The sequence below is a fragment of the Sphingomonas sp. 3P27F8 genome, from assembly GCF_005502745.1.
Classification (GTDB): Bacteria; Pseudomonadota; Alphaproteobacteria; order Sphingomonadales; family Sphingomonadaceae; genus Sphingomonas.
Genome location: NZ_SCNL01000008.1, coordinates 132,586 through 154,116 on the forward strand (window position 1 = coordinate 132,586; position 21,531 = coordinate 154,116).

Below are 21,531 nucleotides of genomic sequence, written 5' to 3' on the forward strand. Positions count from 1 at the left end.
CGGATCGATCCCCGCCGACCGCGACGACGCAGGGCGCCGCGCGATCGATCCATCCGCCGTACCCTATCGGCTCAGCGGCGGAACGGGTCCACGAAGCCGCCGTCGCCGGGGGTCGCCGCGTCCTCACCCGCCGAGGCGGCATCGCGCGCGGCCTGGAGGCGCTCGGCGCGAAGCTGCTCGATCAGCGCCTCGCGATCGCCCTCGAGCCGGTGGTCGGTCGGCGCCTGCTCGACACCGGACGCCTTGGCCGCCTTGGCCACCGCGGCGTCCAGTTCGCGCTGCGAGGTGAGGCCCAGCGTCACTGGATCCTTCGGGGTGATATTGGCGATGTTCCAATGGCTACGCTCGCGTATCGCGGCGATCGTCGTGCGGGTCGTGCCGATCAGCGTGGAGATCGTGCCGTCGCTGATTTCCGGGTGGTTGCGGATGATCCAGGCGATGCCGTCCGGCTTGTCCTGACGCTTGGAAACCGGCGTATAGCGCGGGCCCTTGGTACGGCGGACCTGCTCGGGGCCCTTGATCATCTGAAGGCGATAATCGGGGTTGGCCTGCCCCTTCTCGATCTCGTCCACCGTCAGCTCGTGCGCGCGTACCGGATCGCGGCCGGTGAGCTTCGTCTGGGCGGTATCGTCGGCGATCGCCTGGACCTCCAGGATGTGAAGACCGCAGAAATCGGCGATCTGCTCGAAACTGAGCGAGGTATTGTCGACCAGCCAGGAGGCGGTCGCATGAGGCATGAGCGGCTGGGCCACGGCTAGAACTCCGTCGGAAACAAATAGGGCCGCCCCTTACCGGAGCGGCCGTGCACGCCAGACGACTTAGTGCGCCCCGCTCATTAGGGCAAGCCGTCAGGCGGCGTAAGCGACCGGGACCGGCGCGAGCGCGGCCAGAAACTGTTCCGCGCTCGCCCGCCACGTGTGCCGCGCGCCGAATTCCGCGCAGCGCCGCGGATCGAGCAGCAGCGCGCGATCGACGGCGGCGGACAGATCCTCGTCCATCGCGCCGCTTTCCGGCGTCAGCACGTCGATTGGCCCGGTCACCGGATAGGCGGCGACAGGCGTGCCGCACGCCAGCGCCTCGATCATCACCAGCCCAAACGTGTCGGTGCGGCTGGGAAACACCAGCACGTCCGCTGAGCGATAGGCCGCGCCCAGCGCCTCGCCGAAGCGGCCGCCGAGGAAATGCGCTTCCGGAAACCGCGCCTCCAGCTCGGCGCGCGCCGGGCCGTCGCCGACGACGATCTTGCTGCCCGGGCGATCGAGCGAGAGGAGCGCGGCGATGTTCTTTTCCACCGCGACCCGCCCGACATACAGCATGATCGGGCGCGGCAGCGCGGCGATCGCCGCATCGAGCGCGCCGTCCGCATGAAACTCGGCGGCGACACCGCGCCCCCACCGGCGTGCATGCGGCAGCCCATGCGCCGCCAGCGTCGCCTCGATCGTCGGGGTGGAGGCCAGGATGCCGTGCGCCGGCGCGTGGAACCAGCGGATATAGCGCCACACCCATTCGGGATTCATGCCCGTGCGCGCCGCCACATAATCCGGGAATTGCGTGTGATAGGCGGTGGTGAACGGGCGGCCGCGCGCCACGCACCAGCGCCGCGCGGCGACGCCCAGCGGCCCTTCGGTCGCGATATGCACCGCTTCCGCCGCGAATGCCGCGATCCGGTCGCCCACCGCGCGCACGCCCGCCAGCGCGAGGCGGATTTCGGGATAGGTCGGGCATGGCAGCGACCGGAACGTATCCGGCGCGATCACCAGCACCTGGTGCCCCATCGCGCGCAGTTCGCCGGTCACGGCCTCCAGCGAGCGGACCACGCCGTTGACCTGCGGCGCCCAGGCGTCCGTGACGATCGCGATCCGCATCTCAGGCCGCCAGCGCGACGACGGTGTCGCAGGCGCGGGCGGCGATCTCGTCGGCCCAGTGGATCACCTCCATCCGCCCGTCGAAATGCTCGACCAGCGCCGTGCAGCCCTCCACCCAGTCGCCGTCGTTGTAATAGGCGATCCCGGCGATCTCGCGCATCTCGGCGGTGTGGATATGGCCGCACACCACGCCATCCACGCCGCGGCTGCCCGCCGCCTCTGCCACGATCTCCTCGAAGCGGGATATGAACGCGACCGCGTTCTTCACCTTCGCCTTGGCGTGCTTGCTGAGCGACCAATACGGCATGCCGAACCGGCGACGGACCGCGCTCACCCAGCGGTTGAGCGTCATCAGCACGTTGTATGCCGCGTCACCGACATGAGCGAGCCAGCGGTGCGACAGCGTGATCGCGTCGAACTCGTCGCCATGCAGCACCAGCAGGCGGCGTCCGTCGGCGGTTTCGTGGATCGCCTTGCGCCGTATCTGGATGCCGCCGAAATCGAGGCCGGCGAACTGACGGAACATCTCGTCGTGGTTGCCGGGGATGTAGATCATCCGCGTGCCGCGCCGCGCGCGTTTCATCAGCCGCCAGATCACATCATTGTGCGCGGCCGGCCAGAAGAAGCGCTTGCGAAGCTGCCAGCCGTCGATGATGTCACCGACCAGATACATCGTCTGGCTGTCCACATGATCCAGGAAATCGATCAGCATCTGGGCGTTGCAGCCGCGGGTGCCCAGGTGGATATCGCTGATCCAGATCGTGCGATAACGCCGCCGCGCCGTTTCGGCGCGCTCGGGCTGATGCGGATGGCTGTTGGCGAAGTCGGTGAAATCGGCAACATCGCCGGCTGTCGCAGCGATCGGTAGAACGGTCGTCGGCATGGGCGGCCCTCCCTGCCGCTTCCATGCCCGCCGCGTGTTACGCCCACGTCACGCCGCCGTTACCGTTTGAAGAAAACTCGATCTTTCACGTGATGGCCGACAGCGATTTGGCCGATATTAACCATCCGGCCCTAGGGACGGGCAATGTCCGCGCTCGCCGCCCGATTGCCGCTGCTCCTGCTGCCGATCGCGCTGTTCCTGGCGTTGTTCGACCCCGCGACGCTCGAGATCGGCAATGTCGGCTGGCTGATCCGGGGAAGCGACAATGGCGAAAACGCACTCGGCACGCATGCCTATCTGCATGATCCCGCCGCGCGATGGAGCGGGCGCACCGGCATACTCAACGCCCCCGACGGGGTGCCAATATTGTTCACGGATTCGAACCCGCTCGTCACCCTTGCGGCAAAGCCGCTGGCGGCATTGCTGCCCGCCGATACGCAACTGGTCGGGCCGTGGCTGCTGCTTTGCGCGTTCCTGCAGATCCTGTTCGCATGGCTGTTGCTGCGGCGGCACGCGCCCGATGCGATCAGCCTGTGGTGCGGCGTGGCGCTCCTTGCCGCGACGCCCACGCTGATGAACCGGTATATCCATGCCAATCTCTTCGCGCATTGGCTGATCCTGTGGGCGCTGTGGCTGTTTACAGACCCCCGCCGCACACGCTCCCTGGCGCATTGGGCACTTCTGCTAGCGGTCGCCGCGCTGGTCCATAGCTACCTGCTGGTGATGGTCGCCGCCGTCTGGGCCAGCGCGATGATGATGATCTGCTGGCAGGCGCGGGCGCCGACCGAGCGGCTCGCGATTGCATCGGGCGCCGTCCTCACGCTGGCCATGCTGGCGCTGGTCGAATTCTGGCTTGGCGCGGGGGGCCGCTTCGCTCCGACCGGCACCTACGGCTATTTCGCGATGCCGCTCGACGCGCTGTGGAATCCGGCGAACCCGGGATATGGGACGTTGCTACCCGCAATCCCGCAACGCGAGGGGCGCGGGCTGGAAGGATTCCAGTATCTCGGCCTCGGGATATTGCTGCTCATCCCGGTCGGGACGGTCGCTGCGATAAAATACGGCGTTGACGGCGTTCCGCGCCGCCTCGGCTGGCTGCTGCCGGCATTGGCGGTGCTCACGCTCGTCGCGATCAGCAATTTCCCCGATTTCGCCGGGTCGCCGGTTGCGCGTTTCGCCTTGCCGACCGTTTTCGCGCCCGCTCTCGACCTCGTTCGCGCGTCGGGAAGGTTGTTCTGGCCGGCGACCTATACGCTGATATTCGCGCTGGTGCTGCTCGCCTTCCGTATTCCGCATGGCCGCGCGCCATTGGTGCTGGGCGCGGCGCTCGCGATCCAGGTGGCGGACACCGCCGGGATCGCCGCGGCGGCGCGATCGACGAGCGCCGAGGCGGCGCGACGGGTGACGTACGCGCGCACGATCGATCCACGCTGGGGCCGCGCGATCGCGGCGGCGCAGGACATCACGTTCGTGCCCGCGCGCGCCGAGGCGGATCTCGCGCTGTTTCAGGAGGTCGCGTGGCGCGCGATCGATCACGGCAGACCGATGCGATTGGTCTATGCCGCGCGCAAATCCCCCGCGACCGAAGCACGACTGGCGGCGGAATCAGCGGACTTTTACGCAGGACGCCTCGCGCCCGACCGCCTTTACGTGTTGACCGGGCCGACCCGCATCCCGGCGCAGGCGCGGGCGCGCACCCTGCACCTCGACGGCGTCACGGTGATCGTGCCGCAGCGGATGACGCGCTGAGCATCGATCGCCGCTCACCCCATCGTCAGCACGATCTTCCCGACATGGTCGCCCGCCTCCATCCGGCGATGCGCCGCCGCCGCTTCGGCCAGCGGATAGGTGCGATCGATCACCGGGCGCAACCGCCCCGCCTCGACATGCGGCCACACGATGCGCTGCAGCTCTTCCGCCACCAGCGACTTGAAGCCGGTATCGCGCGGGCGCAGCGTCGATCCCGTCAGTGTCAGGCGGCGGCGCATGATGTCGAAGATCGGGATCGTCGCGCTCGCCCCGCCCTGCACCGCGATCGATACGTGGCGGCCATCCTCGCCCAGGCACTTCAGGTTGCGCGGCACGTAATCGCCGCCGACCATGTCGAGCACCGCCGCGACGCCCTTGCCGTCGGTGATTTCCCTCACGCGCTCGACGAAATCCTCGGTGCGATAGTTGATCGCGTGATCCGCGCCGAGCTTCCGCGCCGCCGCCACCTTTTCATCGGAGCCGGCAGTCACGATGATCTCCAGCCCGAAGATATTGGCGAGTGCGATCGCCATCGTACCGATCCCGCTGGTGCCGCCATGCACCAGCACGGTATCGCCCTCCACCGCGAAGGCGCGCTCGAACAGGTTGGTCCACACGGTGAACAAGGTTTCCGGGATCGCCGCCGCCTCGATCATCGTCACGACCTCGGGCACCGGCAGGCAGGTGCCGGCCGGCGCGACGGCATATTCGGCATAGGCCCCGCCCCCGATCAGCGCGCAGACCTTCCGGCCCAGCAGCGCCTCGTCCGCGCCCGCGCCGGTGGCCACCACCGTGCCGGAAAGCTCCAGCCCCAGGATCGAGGGTGCGCCCGGCGGTGGCGGATAGGCGCCCATCCGCTGCACCACGTCCGGCCGGTTCACGCCTGCGGCGGCGACTCGGATCAGCACCTCGCCCGCGCCGGGGCTCGGCACCGGCCGCCCGACCGGCACCAGCACCTCCGGCCCGCCGGGCGCGTCGGGATCGATCGCCAGCATCGTCGTCGGAATCGCGGTCATCGATTGCGCCCTTACCCCAAATCTCGCGCCGCTTATTGACTTCGCTCCGGCGCCGGTCAACGCTTGGTGCATGGATCTGGATGACATCCTCGGCCCGCGGCCCGATGATCCGTTGAACGCGCTGCTGCGCGAGGATCTCGATCGCCTGTCGGTAGCCGAGCTGGAAGCGCGCGTCGCCGCGCTGGATGGCGAGATCGCGCGCTGCCGGCGGAAAATCGAATACGCCGTTAACCATCGCGCAAGCGCCGACGCGTTATTCAGAAAGTGAACGCTGGCGCACTGGGTCGGCTCAATGCTCCCGGTGCGGAAGCCCCAGCGCTTGATGCGGGGCCCTTCACTTCCGACATAGTGGAAAAGGGGCCGCGCATGTCTCGCGGCCTGTCAGGAGTATCGTAATGCCATCCTTTGCCAGCGCACTGGAAACCACCCTGCACAAGGCGCTTGAGGCCGCATCCTCCCGCCGCCACGAATATGCGACGCTCGAGCATCTGCTGCTCGCGCTGATCGACGACGAGCACGCCAGCCAGGTGATGTCGGCGTGCGGCGTCGATCTTGGCGAACTCAAGACCACCGTGGCGCATTATCTCGACACCGAGCTGGGCGCGCTCAAGGTGGAAAACGCGACCGACCCCTCGCCCACCAGCGGCTTCCAGCGCGTCGTCCAGCGCGCGATCCTGCACGTTCAGTCCTCGGGCCGCGACGAAGTGACCGGCGCGAACGTGCTGGTGGCGCTGTTCTCCGAGCGCGAGAGCTACGCGGTCTATTTCCTCCAGCAGCAGGATATGAGCCGGCTCGATGCGGTAAGCTTCATCAGCCACGGCGTCGGCAAGGGCGCCGCCGCGAACGAAGCCACGCCGCCCAAGGGCGTGGAGGAAGAGAAGAAGGAAAAGGCGGACCCGAAGCAGAAGGGCGAAAGCGCACTCAAGCAGTTCACCGTCGATCTCAATGAAAAGGCGCGCAACGGCAAGGTCGATCCGCTGATCGGGCGCGGGCCGGAAGTGGATCGCACGGTGCAGATCCTGTGCCGCCGCAGCAAGAACAACCCGCTCTACGTGGGCGATCCCGGCGTCGGCAAGACGGCCATCGCGGAAGGGCTGGCGCGCAAGATCGTGGAGGGCGACGTGCCCGACGTGCTGAAGCCGGCCGTGATCTATTCGCTCGACATGGGCGCGCTGCTCGCCGGCACCCGCTATCGCGGCGATTTCGAGGAGCGGCTGAAGCAGGTCGTGAACGAGCTGGAGAAGCTGCCCGACGCGGTGCTTTTCATCGACGAGATCCACACCGTCATCGGCGCCGGCGCGACCAGCGGCGGGGCGATGGATGCGTCCAATCTGCTCAAGCCGGCGCTGTCCGGCGGCACGATCCGCTGCATCGGCTCCACGACCTACAAGGAATTCCGCAACCATTTCGAAAAGGATCGCGCGCTGCTGCGCCGGTTCCAGAAGATCGACGTCAACGAGCCGACGATCGAGGATACGATCAAGATCCTCGCCGGGCTGCGCTCCGCGTTCGAGAGCCATCACAGCGTCAAATACACGCCCGACGCGATCAAGTCGGCGGTGGAGCTGTCGGCGCGCTACATCAATGATCGCAAGCTGCCCGACAAGGCGATCGACGTGATCGACGAGGTCGGCGCCATGCAGATGCTGGTGGCGCCGTCGAAGCGCAAGAAGACGATCACTCCCAGGGAGATCGAGGCGGTCATCGCCACGATGGCGCGCATCCCGCCGAAAACGGTGAGCAGCGACGACAAGAAGGTGCTGGAGACGCTCGACACCGATCTGAAGCGTGTCGTGTTCGGCCAGAACAGGGCGATCGAGAACCTGTCGTCGGCGATCAAGCTTTCCCGCGCCGGCCTGCGCGATCCGGAAAAGCCGATCGGCTGCTATTTGTTCACCGGCCCCACCGGCGTCGGCAAGACGGAGGTGGCGAAGCAGCTCGCCTCGATCATGGGCATACCGCTCCAGCGTTTTGACATGTCCGAATATATGGAGCGTCACTCGGTCAGCCGTCTGATCGGCGCGCCCCCGGGCTATGTCGGTTACGATCAGGGCGGCCTGCTGACCGACGCGGTCGATCAAAACCCGCATTGCGTGCTGCTGCTCGACGAGATCGAGAAGGCTCATCCGGATCTGTACAACATCCTGTTGCAGGTGATGGACAACGGCAAGCTCACCGATCACCACGGCAAGACGGTCGATTTCCGCAATATCATCCTCATCATGACGACGAATGCAGGCGCGAGCGACATGGCGCGCGAGACGGTCGGTTTCGGCAATCTCACCCGCGAGGGCGAGGATGAGCAGGCAGTGCAACGCATGTTCACGCCGGAATTCCGCAACCGGCTCGATGCGATCGTGCCGTTCAGCTATCTCCCGACGGACGTGGTCGCGCGGGTGGTGGACAAGTTCATTCTCCAGCTCGAACTGCAGCTCGCCGATCGCGACGTGCACATCAAGCTGAGCGATGAGGCGCGCCAGTGGCTGACCGACAAGGGCTACGACAAGCTCTATGGCGCGCGGCCGATGAGTCGTCTGATCCAGGAGAAGATCAAGCAGCCACTCGCAGAGGAATTGCTGTTCGGCAAACTCGTCCACGGCGGCGAGGTGACCGTCAAGCTCAAGGACAATGCGCTGTCGTTCGAGATCGTCGCGGCCGCACCTAAGAAGCCGCGCAAGAAGGGTGGCCCAAAGGAGAAGGTAAAGGCCTGATACGCTTAGTAACGAAATGGATCCTGCGGGGCGGAAGGCGATGCTTTCCGCCCCGTTTGCTTATTTCGGCTGCGCATCATTTCCCGCCATGTCGCTTTTATCCTATCTCGTCACGCCCCCCGCGATGAAAATGCCGGACAACGCGGCGACAGGGGAACGGTGCGATGCGGGGGATATTGGCCATTGCGGGGAGCGCTGCATGTATCGCGGCGCTTGCGGTTCATCAGGGCGGCGAGGCGCAGTCCGCCACCGCGCCCAAGGCGCGCTACGTGATGGACGTTTCCACCGATGGCGGGATGATGGGCAACCCGATGGCGGCGATGATGGGACGCGGGGGCAGCTCCACGCGGCATAGCCTCCGCTTGCGCCTCGGTTCCACGCTTGCGGCGGATGGCGGCGCGCCGGTCGTGGATCATTTCATGCCGCCGGCCGCCAATCTCGGCGCATCCGTGAGGCTCGTCTCACCCGAGCGGACAACCGGCGACGAAACGCCGGGCGAATTCCGGCGTCCGAAGGGACGGCTGCTGATTTTCTGGGGCTGCGGGGCGCAGGCGGGGCCGGGCCAGCCAGTGGTGATCGATTTCGCCAAAGTGGCGCCGGGGCAGTTCCCGCCCGGCCTGTTCAGCGCGTCCGTGCCGAACGAACGCGGCCCGCTGCCTGGCAACAGCCGAACCTATGGTGACTGGCCCAATGCGAAGGATCGCAAGTCGGGCGACCGCGTTGGGTCGATCCTCGGCGATCACCGTATCGCCGGCAATTACGCGCCAGAGATCAAATTCGCGCTGACGCAGGATTTCATGCCGGCGCTCGCGGCGCGCTCCACCCCGCTGCCCGGCGGTGCGACCACGGTTAGCTGGGGCTCGATCGCCGGCGCGACCGGCTATTACGCCTGGGCGATGGGCGGAAAATCCATGGGGCAGGACAATGCCGACATGGTGTGGTGGACCTCCGCCGGCGCCAGGGAATTCGGCGGGGGCCTCTCGGACTGGCTTTCCCCCGCTACCGTTTCCCGGCTGATCGGTCAGAAGATCGTGATGCCGCCCTCGCAGACGAGTTGCGCGATCCCGCAACAGGTGAAGGAAGCATCGGGCGGAATGCTGATGAGCTTCCTCTATGCGTATGGCCCCGAACAGAATTTCGCCTATCCGCCTCGCCCGGCCGATCCGCGGGCACCATGGCACCCGGACTGGACAGCGAAGGTGCGATACCGTTCGATGACGATGCTTATGCCCGGCATGTCCGCCATGGGCGGCGCAATGGAAGGAAGAAGCGAGCAAGATAGCCAGCCCGGCCAGCCGAACAAGAAGCGCTGTAAGCCTGGGCTGGGCGCGATGCTTGGCGGGATGCTTGGCGGCAAGACCTGCTGAAATTACGGGCGCGATACCACGATCGCTCCATTTCGGCAGAACCGTCACCGATCTGTTAACTATCATCCGTTAAATAGCCGGCATGAAAGCTACCAGGGCCCTTAGCGAGCGCGCTGTTTCGTTTCTACAGGAGCAGTTCCTTGCGCCCACGCCGCGCAACTATGCGCTGGGCTTCTTCTTTCTTGGAGGAACGCTTCCGGCGCTGAATGCAGCCGTTCGGGAAATCATCGACGGACGCGTGCGCATTTCCCAGCAGCAGGCGGACGAGCTGTATTCACGTTTCGTGACAAGCGCGATGAGCCAGGTGGAGGTCTCGGCCGAGGGCGGCGCCGAGGTGGGGCCTGACGCGCTGCGCCACCAGACGCTGCGCCTCGCCGATCTCGCTGCAGCGGCGCAGGCCACCACGGGTGAATTCAACCGTGAACTTGCCTTCACGCTGGGCGATTTTGCCGTCGCCGATCTGCCGACGCTGCGCGAGTTACTGATCGCAACCCTCGCGCAGTCGCAGCGCTCCGAGCGCGAGCTTGCCGCTACGACAGAACAGGTTGAGCAACTGCGCAGCAAGCTGGAGATCGCGGTCGGCGACGCGGAGCGTGATGCGCTCACGGGTCTGCCCAACCGGCGCGGGATCGAGACCCACCTTGCGCGCACCTGCGGCAATAACGATCCGCATGTGATCGCGATGTGCGATATCGACCGCTTCAAATCCTATAACGATCGCTATGGCCATGCCGTCGGCGATCGCGTCCTTCGCACGGTCGCGTCGAGCCTGCTGGAGTCTCTTGGCGAAAATTTCGTCGGGCGCTGGGGCGGCGAGGAGTTCCTGCTCGTCATTCGCAGCGACATCGCGACGGCGCAGGAAACGGTGGACGATGCGCGGCGCGCGCTGGGTGAGCGCCATTTCCGTCTGCGCGAAACGGACGAGCCGCTGGGCCGAATCACCTTCTCCGCCGGGCTGACGGCGCTGCCGGCCGACAAACAGCACATCGACAGTGCGATGGAGCGCGCCGATGCTCTCCTATATCAGGCGAAGAATCGCGGGCGTGATTGCGTCGTCACCGATGAGGGCGCCGGCGCTTAGACACAGTTTAGCGGCATTTACGATATCTTCGGATGCGCACACTACGGTAAGCCGTATGTCGGGTTCCACGGCTTTAAGGGCAATATTCGGGTCGCTCCTCACCTTGCTCACGCTGTGCGCGGCTATTCCCGCTGCGGCGCAGAGCGGCGTTGTCGGGACGCCGATCGCCGTTTGCGTGGCGCCGGCGCGCCCCGGAGACGTGGCGGCCACCATGCTACGCGCAACAGACCGATACGACTGCACGAAGGCGCAGACATCGTTCGGCTCCGGCAACTATTGGGTGCGCTCCGGCCCGCTTTCGAGCCGTGCCGCCTATGTCCGCACGTCAAGCGTCTGGCAGGACGAAGCGACCCTGCACATTTTATACGCCGATGGCGTGATCCTTACCCGGCACATGGATGGCCACGCAGCCTCGCGGGCGCTTCGGCTGGGGGCGATCTTTGAAATGGCGATTCCGCCGCGTGCTGCTCCTGTCACGCGCATGCTGTGGCACGTTCGTGGCTCGGCCAATCTGCGCGGTATCGTGGTAAGTCCGGCGCTCGCGACGGTGAAAGACAGCGCACGATCGGACCTGATCCTGGGCACCCTCTACGGCGCTTTCGCCGGGCTTTGCCTCGCGCTGCTGGTTTATAATCTCGCGCTGTGGGCTGCGCTGCGGCACCAGTTCCAGCTCGCCTATTGCGCGATGGTGGCGGGCCTGCTGCTCTACACCTTCACATCTTCAGGCGCCGTGGCATGGGTATTTCCGGCGTTCGAAAACAACGACCGGCTTCGCATCAACTATATTCTGCTGGCAGCATCCGCCGCCAGCGCGCTGGCCTTCGCGCGAAGCTTCTTCGAACGCGAAGTCTTTCAGGGTTGGCTCGCTCGCGCCGCATCGATCGTTACCGCTGCGCTGCTAGCTGCGCCGTTCGGCGTCATTCTGCTCGCGCCCTGGCACATTCGCCTGTTCGACGGAATCTACGCCAGCACTTTCCTGCTGCTCATCGCGCTGGTGCCATTCATCCTGTGGAACGCGTGGCGGACGCGCAGCAACTATCTTTGGCTGTTTTCCATTTCCTGGGCGGCGCCGGTGGTATTTGCCGGGGTGCGCGTGGCGCAGAATTTCCATCTGTTTGGGTGGCACTTCCTGCTCGACAATTCGACGATCATGGCGATGGCGCTGGAGGCGCTGATCTCCAGCGTGGCGATCGCGTATCGCTTTCGCCTGATCGCGGCGGAACGGGATGAGGCGCGCGAACGGGCCATTGCCGCGCGCCTGCTCGCTGACGCCGATCCGCTGACCGGCCTGCTCAATCGGCGCGGCTTCCTGCATGCGGCGATCGGCCGCGATCTGCCGCATCTGCTTGTGCTGGCGGACATCGATCACTTCAAGGCAGTGAACGAAACGCTTGGCCATGACGGCGGCGACGAGGTTTTGCGGATAATCGCCCGGGCGCTGCGCGCCGCTGCGCCGCCCGACACGCTGATCGCCCGGCTTGGCGGCGAGGAGTTCGCGATGCTGATGCCGGATTACGGCCACGACCTGGCGAACGAGGTGCTCACCCGCGTTCGCGAGGAACGGATGCCGTTCGATATGGCCGTGACGATCTCGCTTGGCACCAGCGCCGGCCCGATCAACGACGAGGCCGGATGGAAGGCGCTCTATCGGCGCGCCGATCAGGCGCTGTTCGCTGCAAAGGCGGCTGGCCGCGATCGCGTGCGTCACGCTCCGTCTGCATTCGCCGCCTGAGCCCTTTTCACGCGCCTGCAAATAGAGCAATACAAGGGTATGGAACGCCGTCGTCGCGCCGCCTTGTTCATCGCCGCCGCGCTGCTCATTGCCGCGCTAGGCGAGCGGCGGCCGCTTCTTGCGTTGAGCTTCCCCCAGGGTGATTCGGCGATTACCGCGCCCTCGGCTGCTCAGGCGACGGTCGAACTGGGCATGTTCGGGTTGTCGGTTCTCGTGCGGTTGCAGGGCGGCCGCTGAAAGACCGCACAGTATCCGCGTGCCGGATACATCGCGATCACCAGCAACCTTGACCCCCGGCCAACGCCTGCCGCATAGCCCGCCCATGGCTTCCGTACCCGACGAGAATGCAATAACGACCATGACGTTCGAGGCAGCGCTGCGCGAACTTGAAGCGATCGTTCACAAGCTGGAATCCGGCGAAACGCCGCTGGCGGAGGCGATCGATCTTTACGAGCGCGGTAGCGCACTGCGCGCCCGCTGCGCCGAGCGGCTCGATGCGGCACAGACGAGGATCGAGGCTATCCGTCTGGATGCGGAAGGGCGCGTCAGCACCACGCCGTTTGACGCCGGATGAACCCCTCCCCCGCGCTTCAGGCGGCACTGACCGAAACCGCGCACGAGATCGACGCGCGCTTCGATCTGCTGCTGACCGTTCCCGACGATGCCCGCGCAGACCTTTATCGCGCGATGCGCCACGCAGCGATCGGTGGCGGCAAGCGGCTGCGGCCCTTGCTGGTTCTCGCCACCGGCCAGATATTCGGTTGCGACCGCGATCAGATCGCACGCATCGGCACTGCGATCGAGGCGATCCACGTCTATTCGCTGATCCACGATGATCTGCCCGCGATGGACGATGACGACATGCGGCGTGGCAAGCCGACCGTCCACAAGGCGTTTGACGAAGCAATGGCCATTCTGGCTGGCGACTCGCTCCACGCGCTCGCCTTCGAGATACTGGCAGAGCCTGCCACGCATCCCGACCCGTTCGTCCGCGCCGAATTGATGCTGGAATTTGCCCGCGCGGCCGGACCGGCCGGTATGGCGGGCGGCCAGGCGATGGACCTTGAGGCGGAACGCTCCAGCTTCGATCTGGCTACCGTCGGTCGCTTGCAGGCGATGAAGACCGGCGCACTCATTTCCTGCGCGGTGGAGGCCGGGGCGATCCTCGGTCGCGTCGCGCCGGAAGGTCGCATCGGGTTGCGCGGCTATGCGCGCGATGTCGGGCTTGCCTTTCAGATCGTCGATGACCTGATCGACGTCGAGGGCGACGAGGCGACCGTCGGCAAGAAGCTGCGCAAGGATGCCGGGGCGGGCAAGGAGACCTTCGTGTCGCTGCTCGGCATCGAGCCGGCGCGTGAGCGATGCCGGCTGCTGATCGACCAGGCGCTCGCCCATCTCAGGCATTATGGGCGCGAGGCGGATTTGCTGCGCGACATCGCGCGCTACGTGCTGGAAAGGGATCATTGAAGCTATGAGCACCCGTATCGGCGTTTATCCCGGCACATTCGATCCGATCACGCTCGGCCATATGGACATCATCCGTCGCGGCGCCAAGCTGGTGGACCGGCTGGTAATCGGCGTGACGACCAATCCGTCCAAATCCCCGATGTTCTCGCTGCCGGAGCGAATGGCGATCGTCGAGCGCGAGGTGGCGACGATCGAGGCCGATATTCGTGTGGTGAGCTTCGATTCGCTGCTCATGGATTTTGCCGAGCGCGAGGGCGCAGGCGTGATCGTACGCGGGCTGCGCGCAGTGGCTGATTTCGAGTACGAATATCAGATGGCCGGCATGAACCAGCAGATCAATGATCGGATCGAGACGGTTTTCCTGATGGCCGATGTCGCGTTGCAACCGATCGCGTCGCGCCTGGTGAAGGAAATCGCGATCTTCGGCGGTGAGATCGGGAAGTTCGTGACGCCGCACGTGCGCGAGGAAGTGATGGGGCGGGTGCAGGTGCTTGGCCGGCGCGGTGTGTGAAGGTTCAGTTTGGCGCAAGCCGCGCTATGCTTTAGGGCGCGATGCCTGCGCGTGGGCGCGCGGAAGCAAAGCTGGAAAGTCGGATTGATGCGTTTCTTCTGTGTGGTTGCGATCATTGGCGCGCTGACGGCAACGCCGGCCCTCGCCAAGAAGAAGGAAAAGAAGGACACGGTCGTTGAGGCCCAGACGATCGCCGTACGCGCGACGCCGCCGGCGCTGGACGACAAGACCAATCAGTGGCTTCTCGATCTTTCGGATGGCGGCCGCGTGACGATCGCGCTGCGTCCGGATGCCGCACCGCAGACGGTGGAGCGGATCAAGACGCTGACTCGCCAGCATTTCTATGATGGCCTCGCGTTTCACCGCGTGATTGACGGCTTCATGGCGCAGGGCGGCGATCCGAAAGGCGACGGCACCGGCGGCTCCTCGCTGCCGGACCTGAAGGCGGAGTTCAATTTCCTGCCGCACGTGCGCGGCGCAGTCGCCGCGGCGCGGTCGCAATCTGAAGACAGCGCCAACAGCCAATTCTATATCATCTTCCAGCCGAAGCTGTCGCTCGACCGGAAATACACGGTTTTCGGCCGGGTGATTGACGGCATGCAATATGTCGACGCGATCGAGCGCGGCGAGCCGCCCGCGAACCCGACGCGCGTCGTTCACGCCTATATCGCGAGCGACAATCCGCCCGCCTATCAGGCCGCCGCGCCGACACAGGTGAACGCCGGCGCGATACTCGGGCCAGTCACGCTGCCCGGCGCGAGCAAGGCTCCCCAGACGACTGCGAAGCCCAGGAAGCAGTAAGCCCCGCGCACCGGGGACACACGCCGATGGATGTCGATCTGTTCGATTTCACGCTGCCGCCGGAACGCATCGCGCTCCGCCCCGCCGTTCCGCGTGAGGCGGCGCGGATGCTCGTTGCGCGCAGCGACGGGCTGCACGATCGCACGGTTGCGGATCTTCCGGGTGAACTGCGCGCCGGCGATCTGCTCGTATTCAACGATACGCGGGTGATCCCCGCGCAACTGGAGGGTACGCGCGGCGCCGCGCGGATCGGCGCGACGCTGCACAAACGCGAGGGACCGCGCCGCTGGCGCGCTTTCGTGCGCAACGCGAAGCGCGTGCGCGACGGCGATACGATCGATTTCGGCGCCGGGGTGAGCGCGATCGCCGCCGAGCGCGGGGCGGACGGCAGCATCGCACTCGATTTCGCGGGCGAAGAGCCGATCGAGCTGTTGCTGGAGCGCGCCGGGCGGATGCCCCTGCCCCCCTATATCGCCGCCAAACGGCCCACCGACGCGCGCGATGCCGAGGATTACCAGACGATGTTTGCGCGCGAGGCGGGCGCCGTCGCCGCGCCGACCGCTGCGCTGCATTTCACTCCCGCCCTTATCGCCGCGCTGGAGGCAGCCGGGATCGGCCATACTACACTGACGCTGCATGTTGGCGCGGGCACGTTCCTGCCGGTGAAGGCCGAGGATACCAGGGATCATGTGATGCACGCCGAATGGGGGCGCATCGACCCTCCCACTGCCGATCGACTGAACGCCACCCGCGCAGCGGGCGGGCGCATCATTTCCGTTGGCACGACGCCACTTCGGCTGATCGAAAGCGCCACCGATGAAACCGGCCTGGTGCATCCCTTCGAGGGGGATACCGCAATCTTTATCACCCCGGGCTATCGTTTCCGGGGGGTCGACGGGCTTGTCACCAACTTCCACCTGCCCCGATCGACATTATTCATGCTGGTATCGGCGCTGATGGGGCTGGATCGGATGCAGGCAGCATATGCGCACGCGATCGCGAATGGCTATCGTTTCTATTCCTATGGCGACGCTTCGCTGCTGCTGCCCTAGCAAAGGGCTCGACAAGCCCGGCTTGCCGCCCGGATAGCATTTATTCCATATCCGATCTATGCAGTGGGATATGATGTGCGTCTTGGAGGCGCGCATGGTATTCGACCTTTTCGGAATCGGCGGAGCGCTAACACGGTGACCGTGTTGGCGGATACGGTAGCGGCGCTGCGCATCGCCCGCGATACGTGGCGCGCGCGGCAGGACGAGGCGCTGGACGTCGCGAGTTTCCCGTCCCGCAATGCCATCGCGACGATCGTCGATATGCTGGCCGCCGCGCTGTATCCGCGCCGGCTGGGCCGTTTTCGGGGCGTGGCGGGCGACGAGGAGGACGGCTTCGTCGCCGCGAAACTGATCGCGGCCTTCGCCGAGCTGGAGCGAGAGATCGCCGCCGAGCTGGGCTATTGGCAGAAAGAGGCGCGTGCGGATTTCCCGGCGGATCAAGCAATCACGATCGTCCGGCTGTTCGGCGCTGCGTTAGGCGAGGTTCGCGCATTGGTGGATGGCGATGTGGAAGCGGCGTTTCTGGCCGATCCCGCCGCGCGGAGCGTGGACGAAATCCTGTTATGCTACCCCGGCGCGATCGCGGGCCTGCACCACCGGCTTGCCCACCAACTGCACATACTGGGCGCGCCGATCGTCGCGCGACTGATTTCAGAACTGGCCAATGAACGGACCGGGATCGATATTCACCCCGGCGCAACGATCGGCCGCCAGTTCTTCATCGATCACGGCACCGGCGTCGTCATCGGCGAGACCGCGATCATCGGTGATCGCGTGCGGCTTTATCAGCATGTCACGCTGGGCGCGCGCAGCCCGCTCGGCGCGACGGATCGGCGGACGGGCACCGCGCTCGCCCGCCATCCGGTGGTGGAGGACGACGTGGTGATCTATGCCGGGGCAACGATCCTGGGACGCATTTCGATCGGCGCGCGGTCGGTCATCGGCGGCAATGTGTGGCTCTTGACCGATGTGCCGGCAGACAGCGTGATCGTGCAGCCCGAGGCCCGCCGGCTGCCCACCAGCGCCGGCATAACATTACGGCACGAGCTTGAGTCGGCATGATGGGCCGGCGACCTGTGCTGGGCATCATGTGCGGCAACGAAGTGTCGGGACGCCCCGTTCAATCAGTTGCGACGCGCTTCATCGCGCCGGTGACGCATTTATGCGGCGCGACGGTTCTGCTGGTGCCTGCTGTAAGCAACGCCGTCGATGCGCAGGCGGTGGCCGGAGTCCTTGACGGCCTTCTCCTGACGGGTGCCCGCTCGCATGTCTCCCCGGCGCGCTACGGCGGAGAAGAGAACGGCGACTCCGGGGTGATCGACGCGGAACGCGATGCGGTGGCGCTTGAGCTCGCGGGGCGCATGATCGATCGCCGCAAGCCGGTCTATGGCATCTGTCGGGGCCTGCAGGAAATCAACGTGCTGTTCGGCGGCACGCTCGCCCCGCCGGCCCATGCCGGCCGGCATCATCGCGGGTCGTGGGACGAGGAATATGCCAGCCTGTTCGAGCATCGCCATGCGGTCGATCTTGTCGATGGCGGCGTTCTGGCTCAGGCGGCAGGGTGCCAAAGGCTGAACGTCAATTCGGTCCATCAGCAGGGAATCGCGCGCCTCGGCGGGGGGCTGGCGATCGAGGCGGTGTCGTGCGACGACGGGCTGATCGAGGCGATCCGCGCGCCCGATTGCGGCGCGGATCTGCTCGCGGTGCAATGGCATCCTGAGTGGGATGTCGCGCGTTGCACCGCCAGCCAGGCGTTTTTCGCTCTGCTCGGCGAATCGCTACGCGCCACCGTCAGCGTTCGCCACTAGCGGCCGCGTGCCAACGGTGTCGAAGGCTGAAATCGCGCACGCTCGCCTGATGCGACGCGCCAGCGGGGTTGAAAGTGGCGCGTCACCGTTTCCTTGAACCGAAAGCGGTAACGCGCCGGATTGACCTGTCCGGTCGCGTCAGAAGCCCGTCTTGAGCGAGACAAACACCTGCCGCGGCGCGCCGATCAGCAGCGTCTGGTTGTCGCCCTTCTGGCCAAAGCCGTTCGAGCCGATCGTCGCGATATACTGCTTGTCGAGCAGGTTGGTGCCTGAAAGCTGCAGTTCCACCTTGCGATCGCCGGCGATGGCGAGGCGCACCCCGACGGAGGCGTCGAACAAGACACGTCCCGGCACGGACTGGTCGTTGCTGTAGGTGAAATAGCGCTTGCTCATGTAATTCGCGCCGATGCGGCCGAAGAACATGTCGCTGTCATAGGTGATTTCGCCCGAGGCGATATGGCGCGGCGCATCCACCACCGTCTTGTCCTTGATCGCGACACCGCCCAGCAAAACCTTCTGCTGCGTCACCGCGTCGATCACATAGACGTTATCGCGATAACGCGAGTCGTTGTACGCGTAAGAGCCAAACGCGCCGAACCCGTCGGGCAGCTTGATCTGGCCGGTCGCCTCGATCCCGTAGGAGCGCACCCCGCCGACGTTCTGCAACACCGGCGGATTGCCCTGGATGCCCGAGCCGACCGCATAGGCGAGCAGGCGGTTGCGGAAATCGACGTAATAGCCCGCGATCGATCCGGTAAAGATGCCGCTGCGGAAACGCGCGCCCGCCTCATATGTGTCGGACTGTTCCGGCTTGAGATTGCCCAGCGCGTTGAAACCGGCCTGTGTCGTCGCGAACGGGCCGCTGGTGGCGGAGCCGGTGAACGCGCGCGTCACCTGGCTGAAGCCACCGAACAGTTCCGCGTTGGCGCCGAGACGATAGGTGAGGCCCGCGCGCGGCTGGAACCAGTCGGTCGTCTTGATCTTGCCGGAGGCGAGCGAGCCGGCGGTCAGCGGCGTGGCCGTGACGCGTACGTCATAGCCCTTCCACCCCAGATCAACGGTAAGGTCGCCGAACGTGAGCTTGTCACTGACGTAATATTGGAACGTATCCGTCTGGTAGCGATAATCCCATTGCGTGAAGAACGGCATCGTCGGGAAATCGAGGCTGTTGCGCGTCGCCACGGTCAGGCTGTCCAGCCCGTAGAAGCGGCGCGCCTGCCGGAAATCGTTCCGTTCATACCAGCCACCGACGGTTATGTCGCCGAACCCGCCCAGCGACGTGCCGAGCGATCCGAAAATGCCCTTTCGGCGGATGTCGTATTCCGTGGTCCGCACCGACATCGGCACGCCCGAGGGCGAGGCGACATAGGGGGTGAACCAGATCCCGCGCCCGTGATTGTCATGATAATAAGCGCGCAGCTCGCCGTGGATCTTCGCATCCTTGGCGGTTTCGATCCCGACCGAGGCGAGATAATCCTGCCGCAGACCGGCGGCGTCGTAATAAGCGTCGTCGGGGTTGGCGAAGGGCGCGGGATAGGTCGTGCCCGCCGCCGGATTGGTCGGCGTCACCCCGGTATAGCCGGTGTTCGCCCCTACCTGCGATACCAGGATCGCCAGCGGATAATTGTTCGAGATATTGTCCCAGCGATATCCCAGCCGCCGGATCATATCGAGCGACATATCCTGATAGTCGTTCTCGCGCCGATCCGAGAAGTCAAAGGTGCCGACCAGCCGAAGCCCGCTGTCACCGAGCGGCGCGACCGCCTTTGCATTGACCTGATTCTGCCGCTGTACGCCGTATCCCTTCCACTTGTCGGTGGTGAAATGGCCGTAGGAAACATACGCACTCGGCCCGTTCTCGCCCAGGTCGCCGGTGTCGAGCCGGAAGAAACCATGCCAGGTGTTGTTGCTGCCATAGGTGCCGTTGAGCGTGGCGCCGAATTCGTGCTTCGGATCGGAGGAGATGAATTCGATCGTGCCGCCGAGGTTGTTGGTCGCCTGCGTTCCGATCGCGCCGGAGCCCTGCGCGACACGGACCGTGGCGATGTTTTCCGAGCTGATCGCGCGGCTGATGTGCAGGCCGTTGGTGTTGCCATAGCTGCCGTCGCCCAGCGGGATGCCGTCCAGCGTGAAGCCGAGCTGGTTCTGGTTGAAGCCGCGGATCGAGACACGCTCCGACCATTCGTAGTTGCCGAACGCGTCCGCCGACTGGAAATTGACGCCGGGCAGCTTGCTGATCGCCTTCAGCGGGCTGGTCGCCGGCACGATCAGATCGAAATCGCGCGTGCTGATTTCCTGCACCTGGCGCGTCTCGCCGCGCCCGATCACCACGATATCGTCGCTGGCCGACGTGTCGGCGGCGGCAACCGCGGCCGTTGCATCGGCGGGCGCTTCGGCCGCGGCGAGCGACGGCCATGCGACGGAGGCGAGCAACAGCGTTGCGATCACGGACTTGCGCGTCATGAATGTCCCCTTTTGCGGGGACAACTGGCCCCGTCTTGACGGGCGGCCTAGCGGGCGATCCTTGCAATCCGGCGACAATATGCTTTCATAACGGTGTCAGAACGGAGACGGTTCTGAGACAGCGCCGATCGGTCAACACTCAGCCTGGCAACAGCGCCAGTCGCTGCCCGGCGCGGATCGGATCGCCTTCTCCGATAGCCGCCAGCGGGATGCCGGGTGGCAAGAACAGCACGATCGTTGAGCCGTGCTCGAACCAGCCCATTTCCGCGCCCCTGGCGAAGCGCTTCGTACAGGGGATTCGGGCGCCCGTCCGATCCCGGAGCGCCTCGCCATCGCCCAGAAACGGCAGCCGGATGCTCGCGACCAGAATGGCGGCCACCGGCACCAGCAGGATAGGCACGCCATTCGGGAGCCGCCCCTCGATCACCGCGCGTTCGTTCCGGCAGAACAGTCGCTCCACCCGCTTGAGCGCGATCGGGTTCACGTTCCAGCAATCGCCCGAAAGGTGCGTCACGCCCTCCACCGTCATGTCGCATGGCGCGTGGAAGCGATGGTACATGCCGGCCGTCAGCCGCAGCGTGACGAACGATCCGTCGCGATAGCTGTCCACGAGCGCTGGATCGGGGACGAGTTCGCCGAGGCGATAGGGATAGCCCTTGATCTGGAACAGCCGGTCGTCCTCGATCCGCCCGTGCGCGCCGACGATCGCGTCGCATGGGCTGACGATCGCGGCCGGATCGGGATCGGGCGCGCGCGCGCCATCCTTCAGCCGTCGGATGAAGCCCTCGCGCAGCGAACGGAAGCGCTGCGTCTCGGCATCGCTGAGATCGACGTTCGCGAAAAAGCGCCACGCCGCCAGCGCCGGTCGTGCCACGACCGGATGTTCGATCCGCGCGATCCGCGCCACCAGCCGCGTCGCGAACCGGCGCGGAATGCGATTGGTCAGCAGGAAATTGAGGTCTTCCTGCAACAGCACCCCGAGCAGCTTTTCGCGCATTGTCATTACCGCGTCACCTCGTTGCGCT

General features: G+C 65.7%; 20 protein-coding genes. 14 read left to right on the forward strand and 6 right to left on the reverse strand.

Annotated features, from left to right (window positions below):
• Positions 1-71: 71 nt before the first annotated feature.
• The 3 genes from FFS35_RS11385 to FFS35_RS11395 form a co-directional block, all read right to left on the reverse strand.
• Positions 72-752, reverse strand: a complete 681-nt coding sequence (locus FFS35_RS11385) for a DUF1013 domain-containing protein (RefSeq protein WP_137787208.1) — start codon at positions 750-752, stop codon at positions 72-74.
• Positions 753-848: 96 nt separating this feature from the next.
• The gene (locus tag FFS35_RS11390; protein WP_137787209.1) at positions 849-1,865 is read right to left on the reverse strand and encodes a glycosyltransferase family 1 protein; all 1,017 of its coding nucleotides are present in this window, start codon (positions 1,863-1,865) and stop codon (positions 849-851) included.
• A gap of 1 nt (position 1,866) precedes the next feature.
• A complete protein-coding gene (locus tag FFS35_RS11395; protein WP_137787210.1) occupies positions 1,867-2,748 on the reverse strand; it encodes a UDP-2,3-diacylglucosamine diphosphatase in 882 nt (293 codons plus the stop codon).
• A gap of 144 nt (positions 2,749-2,892) precedes the next feature.
• Here FFS35_RS11395 and FFS35_RS11400 point away from each other — a divergent pair, with 144 nt between their 5' ends.
• Positions 2,893-4,497 carry a DUF6311 domain-containing protein gene (locus tag FFS35_RS11400; protein ID WP_137787211.1) on the forward strand — a complete coding sequence of 535 codons (1,605 nt, stop codon included), beginning with the start codon at positions 2,893-2,895 and terminating at the stop codon, positions 4,495-4,497.
• Positions 4,498-4,511: 14 nt separating this feature from the next.
• On the opposite strand, the gene FFS35_RS11405 is transcribed toward FFS35_RS11400, so the two are convergent.
• Entirely contained in the window at positions 4,512-5,513 is a 1,002-nt protein-coding gene (locus FFS35_RS11405) for an NAD(P)H-quinone oxidoreductase (protein WP_171007600.1), read from the reverse strand.
• Positions 5,514-5,583: 70 nt separating this feature from the next.
• On the opposite strand from FFS35_RS11405, the gene FFS35_RS11410 reads away from it, so the two are divergent.
• The 13 genes from FFS35_RS11410 to FFS35_RS11470 all read left to right on the forward strand — a co-directional run bounded on the left by FFS35_RS11410 (position 5,584) and on the right by FFS35_RS11470 (position 18,043).
• Positions 5,584-5,781 (forward strand): DUF1192 domain-containing protein, encoded by a 198-nt coding sequence (locus FFS35_RS11410; RefSeq protein WP_137787212.1) that lies wholly within the window; start codon positions 5,584-5,586, stop codon positions 5,779-5,781.
• A gap of 127 nt (positions 5,782-5,908) precedes the next feature.
• Positions 5,909-8,224 (forward strand): ATP-dependent Clp protease ATP-binding subunit ClpA, encoded by a 2,316-nt coding sequence (gene clpA / locus FFS35_RS11415; protein ID WP_137787213.1) that lies wholly within the window; start codon positions 5,909-5,911, stop codon positions 8,222-8,224.
• A 164-nt stretch (positions 8,225-8,388) separates the two neighbouring features.
• Entirely contained in the window at positions 8,389-9,591 is a 1,203-nt protein-coding gene (locus tag FFS35_RS11420) for a hypothetical protein (RefSeq protein ID WP_249341581.1), read from the forward strand.
• Positions 9,592-9,673: 82 nt separating this feature from the next.
• Positions 9,674-10,672, forward strand: coding sequence for a GGDEF domain-containing protein (locus FFS35_RS11425; RefSeq protein WP_137787214.1), 999 nt, complete (start codon positions 9,674-9,676; stop codon positions 10,670-10,672).
• A 211-nt stretch (positions 10,673-10,883) separates the two neighbouring features.
• Complete coding sequence (locus tag FFS35_RS11430; protein WP_249341582.1) at positions 10,884-12,404, forward strand: diguanylate cyclase; 1,521 nt, start codon at positions 10,884-10,886, stop codon at positions 12,402-12,404.
• A gap of 39 nt (positions 12,405-12,443) precedes the next feature.
• Positions 12,444-12,641 carry a hypothetical protein gene (locus FFS35_RS11435; RefSeq protein WP_137787216.1) on the forward strand — a complete coding sequence of 66 codons (198 nt, stop codon included), beginning with the start codon at positions 12,444-12,446 and terminating at the stop codon, positions 12,639-12,641.
• A gap of 85 nt (positions 12,642-12,726) precedes the next feature.
• Positions 12,727-12,978 (forward strand): exodeoxyribonuclease VII small subunit, encoded by a 252-nt coding sequence (locus FFS35_RS11440; protein ID WP_137787217.1) that lies wholly within the window; start codon positions 12,727-12,729, stop codon positions 12,976-12,978.
• A complete protein-coding gene (locus FFS35_RS11445) occupies positions 12,975-13,871 on the forward strand; it encodes a polyprenyl synthetase family protein (RefSeq protein ID WP_137787218.1) in 897 nt (298 codons plus the stop codon). Before FFS35_RS11440 ends, FFS35_RS11445 begins: the two co-directional genes overlap by 4 nt.
• 4 nt (positions 13,872-13,875) lie before the next feature.
• Complete coding sequence (coaD, locus tag FFS35_RS11450) at positions 13,876-14,382, forward strand: pantetheine-phosphate adenylyltransferase (RefSeq protein WP_137787219.1); 507 nt, start codon at positions 13,876-13,878, stop codon at positions 14,380-14,382.
• A gap of 87 nt (positions 14,383-14,469) precedes the next feature.
• A complete protein-coding gene (locus tag FFS35_RS11455) occupies positions 14,470-15,183 on the forward strand; it encodes a peptidylprolyl isomerase (protein ID WP_137787220.1) in 714 nt (237 codons plus the stop codon).
• A 26-nt stretch (positions 15,184-15,209) separates the two neighbouring features.
• Positions 15,210-16,235: a tRNA preQ1(34) S-adenosylmethionine ribosyltransferase-isomerase QueA gene (gene queA / locus FFS35_RS11460; protein WP_137787221.1), complete on the forward strand. Its 1,026-nt coding sequence runs from the start codon at positions 15,210-15,212 to the stop codon at positions 16,233-16,235.
• 135 nt (positions 16,236-16,370) lie between these two features.
• Positions 16,371-17,297, forward strand: coding sequence for a serine O-acetyltransferase EpsC (epsC, locus tag FFS35_RS11465; protein WP_249341584.1), 927 nt, complete (start codon positions 16,371-16,373; stop codon positions 17,295-17,297).
• Positions 17,297-18,043: a gamma-glutamyl-gamma-aminobutyrate hydrolase family protein gene (locus FFS35_RS11470; RefSeq protein WP_249341585.1), complete on the forward strand. Its 747-nt coding sequence runs from the start codon at positions 17,297-17,299 to the stop codon at positions 18,041-18,043. Before epsC ends, FFS35_RS11470 begins: the two co-directional genes overlap by 1 nt.
• A 138-nt stretch (positions 18,044-18,181) precedes the next feature.
• On the opposite strand, the gene FFS35_RS11475 is transcribed toward FFS35_RS11470, so the two are convergent.
• Together FFS35_RS11475 and asd are read right to left on the reverse strand one after the other, a co-directional pair.
• Positions 18,182-20,506, reverse strand: a complete 2,325-nt coding sequence (locus FFS35_RS11475) for a TonB-dependent receptor (RefSeq protein WP_137787222.1) — start codon at positions 20,504-20,506, stop codon at positions 18,182-18,184.
• Positions 20,507-20,645: 139 nt separating this feature from the next.
• Entirely contained in the window at positions 20,646-21,509 is an 864-nt protein-coding gene (asd, locus tag FFS35_RS11480) for an archaetidylserine decarboxylase (protein ID WP_137787223.1), read from the reverse strand.
• Positions 21,510-21,531: the final 22 nt, after the last annotated feature.

Bases quoted from the DNA above. Each gene is read 5' to 3' on its own strand.
- FFS35_RS11435 (WP_137787216.1), top strand. From the start codon at position 12,444: ATGGAACGCCGTCGTCGCGCCGCCTTGTTCATCGCCGCCGCGCTGCTC.
- FFS35_RS11405 (WP_171007600.1), bottom strand. From the start codon at position 5,513: ATGACCGCGATTCCGACGACGATGCTGGCGATCGATCCCGACGCGCCC.
- FFS35_RS11470 (WP_249341585.1), top strand. From the start codon at position 17,297: ATGGGCCGGCGACCTGTGCTGGGCATCATGTGCGGCAACGAAGTGTCG.
- FFS35_RS11445 (WP_137787218.1), top strand. From the start codon at position 12,975: ATGAACCCCTCCCCCGCGCTTCAGGCGGCACTGACCGAAACCGCGCAC.
- FFS35_RS11475 (WP_137787222.1), bottom strand. From the start codon at position 20,506: ATGACGCGCAAGTCCGTGATCGCAACGCTGTTGCTCGCCTCCGTCGCA.
- FFS35_RS11400 (WP_137787211.1), top strand. From the start codon at position 2,893: ATGTCCGCGCTCGCCGCCCGATTGCCGCTGCTCCTGCTGCCGATCGCG.
- FFS35_RS11420 (WP_249341581.1), top strand. From the start codon at position 8,389: ATGCGGGGGATATTGGCCATTGCGGGGAGCGCTGCATGTATCGCGGCG.
- asd (WP_137787223.1), bottom strand. From the start codon at position 21,509: ATGACAATGCGCGAAAAGCTGCTCGGGGTGCTGTTGCAGGAAGACCTC.
- FFS35_RS11410 (WP_137787212.1), top strand. From the start codon at position 5,584: ATGGATCTGGATGACATCCTCGGCCCGCGGCCCGATGATCCGTTGAAC.
- FFS35_RS11390 (WP_137787209.1), bottom strand. From the start codon at position 1,865: ATGCGGATCGCGATCGTCACGGACGCCTGGGCGCCGCAGGTCAACGGC.
- FFS35_RS11440 (WP_137787217.1), top strand. From the start codon at position 12,727: ATGGCTTCCGTACCCGACGAGAATGCAATAACGACCATGACGTTCGAG.
- queA (WP_137787221.1), top strand. From the start codon at position 15,210: ATGGATGTCGATCTGTTCGATTTCACGCTGCCGCCGGAACGCATCGCG.
- FFS35_RS11425 (WP_137787214.1), top strand. From the start codon at position 9,674: ATGAAAGCTACCAGGGCCCTTAGCGAGCGCGCTGTTTCGTTTCTACAG.
- FFS35_RS11395 (WP_137787210.1), bottom strand. From the start codon at position 2,748: ATGCCGACGACCGTTCTACCGATCGCTGCGACAGCCGGCGATGTTGCC.
- coaD (WP_137787219.1), top strand. From the start codon at position 13,876: ATGAGCACCCGTATCGGCGTTTATCCCGGCACATTCGATCCGATCACG.
- FFS35_RS11455 (WP_137787220.1), top strand. From the start codon at position 14,470: ATGCGTTTCTTCTGTGTGGTTGCGATCATTGGCGCGCTGACGGCAACG.
- clpA (WP_137787213.1), top strand. From the start codon at position 5,909: ATGCCATCCTTTGCCAGCGCACTGGAAACCACCCTGCACAAGGCGCTT.
- FFS35_RS11430 (WP_249341582.1), top strand. From the start codon at position 10,884: ATGCTACGCGCAACAGACCGATACGACTGCACGAAGGCGCAGACATCG.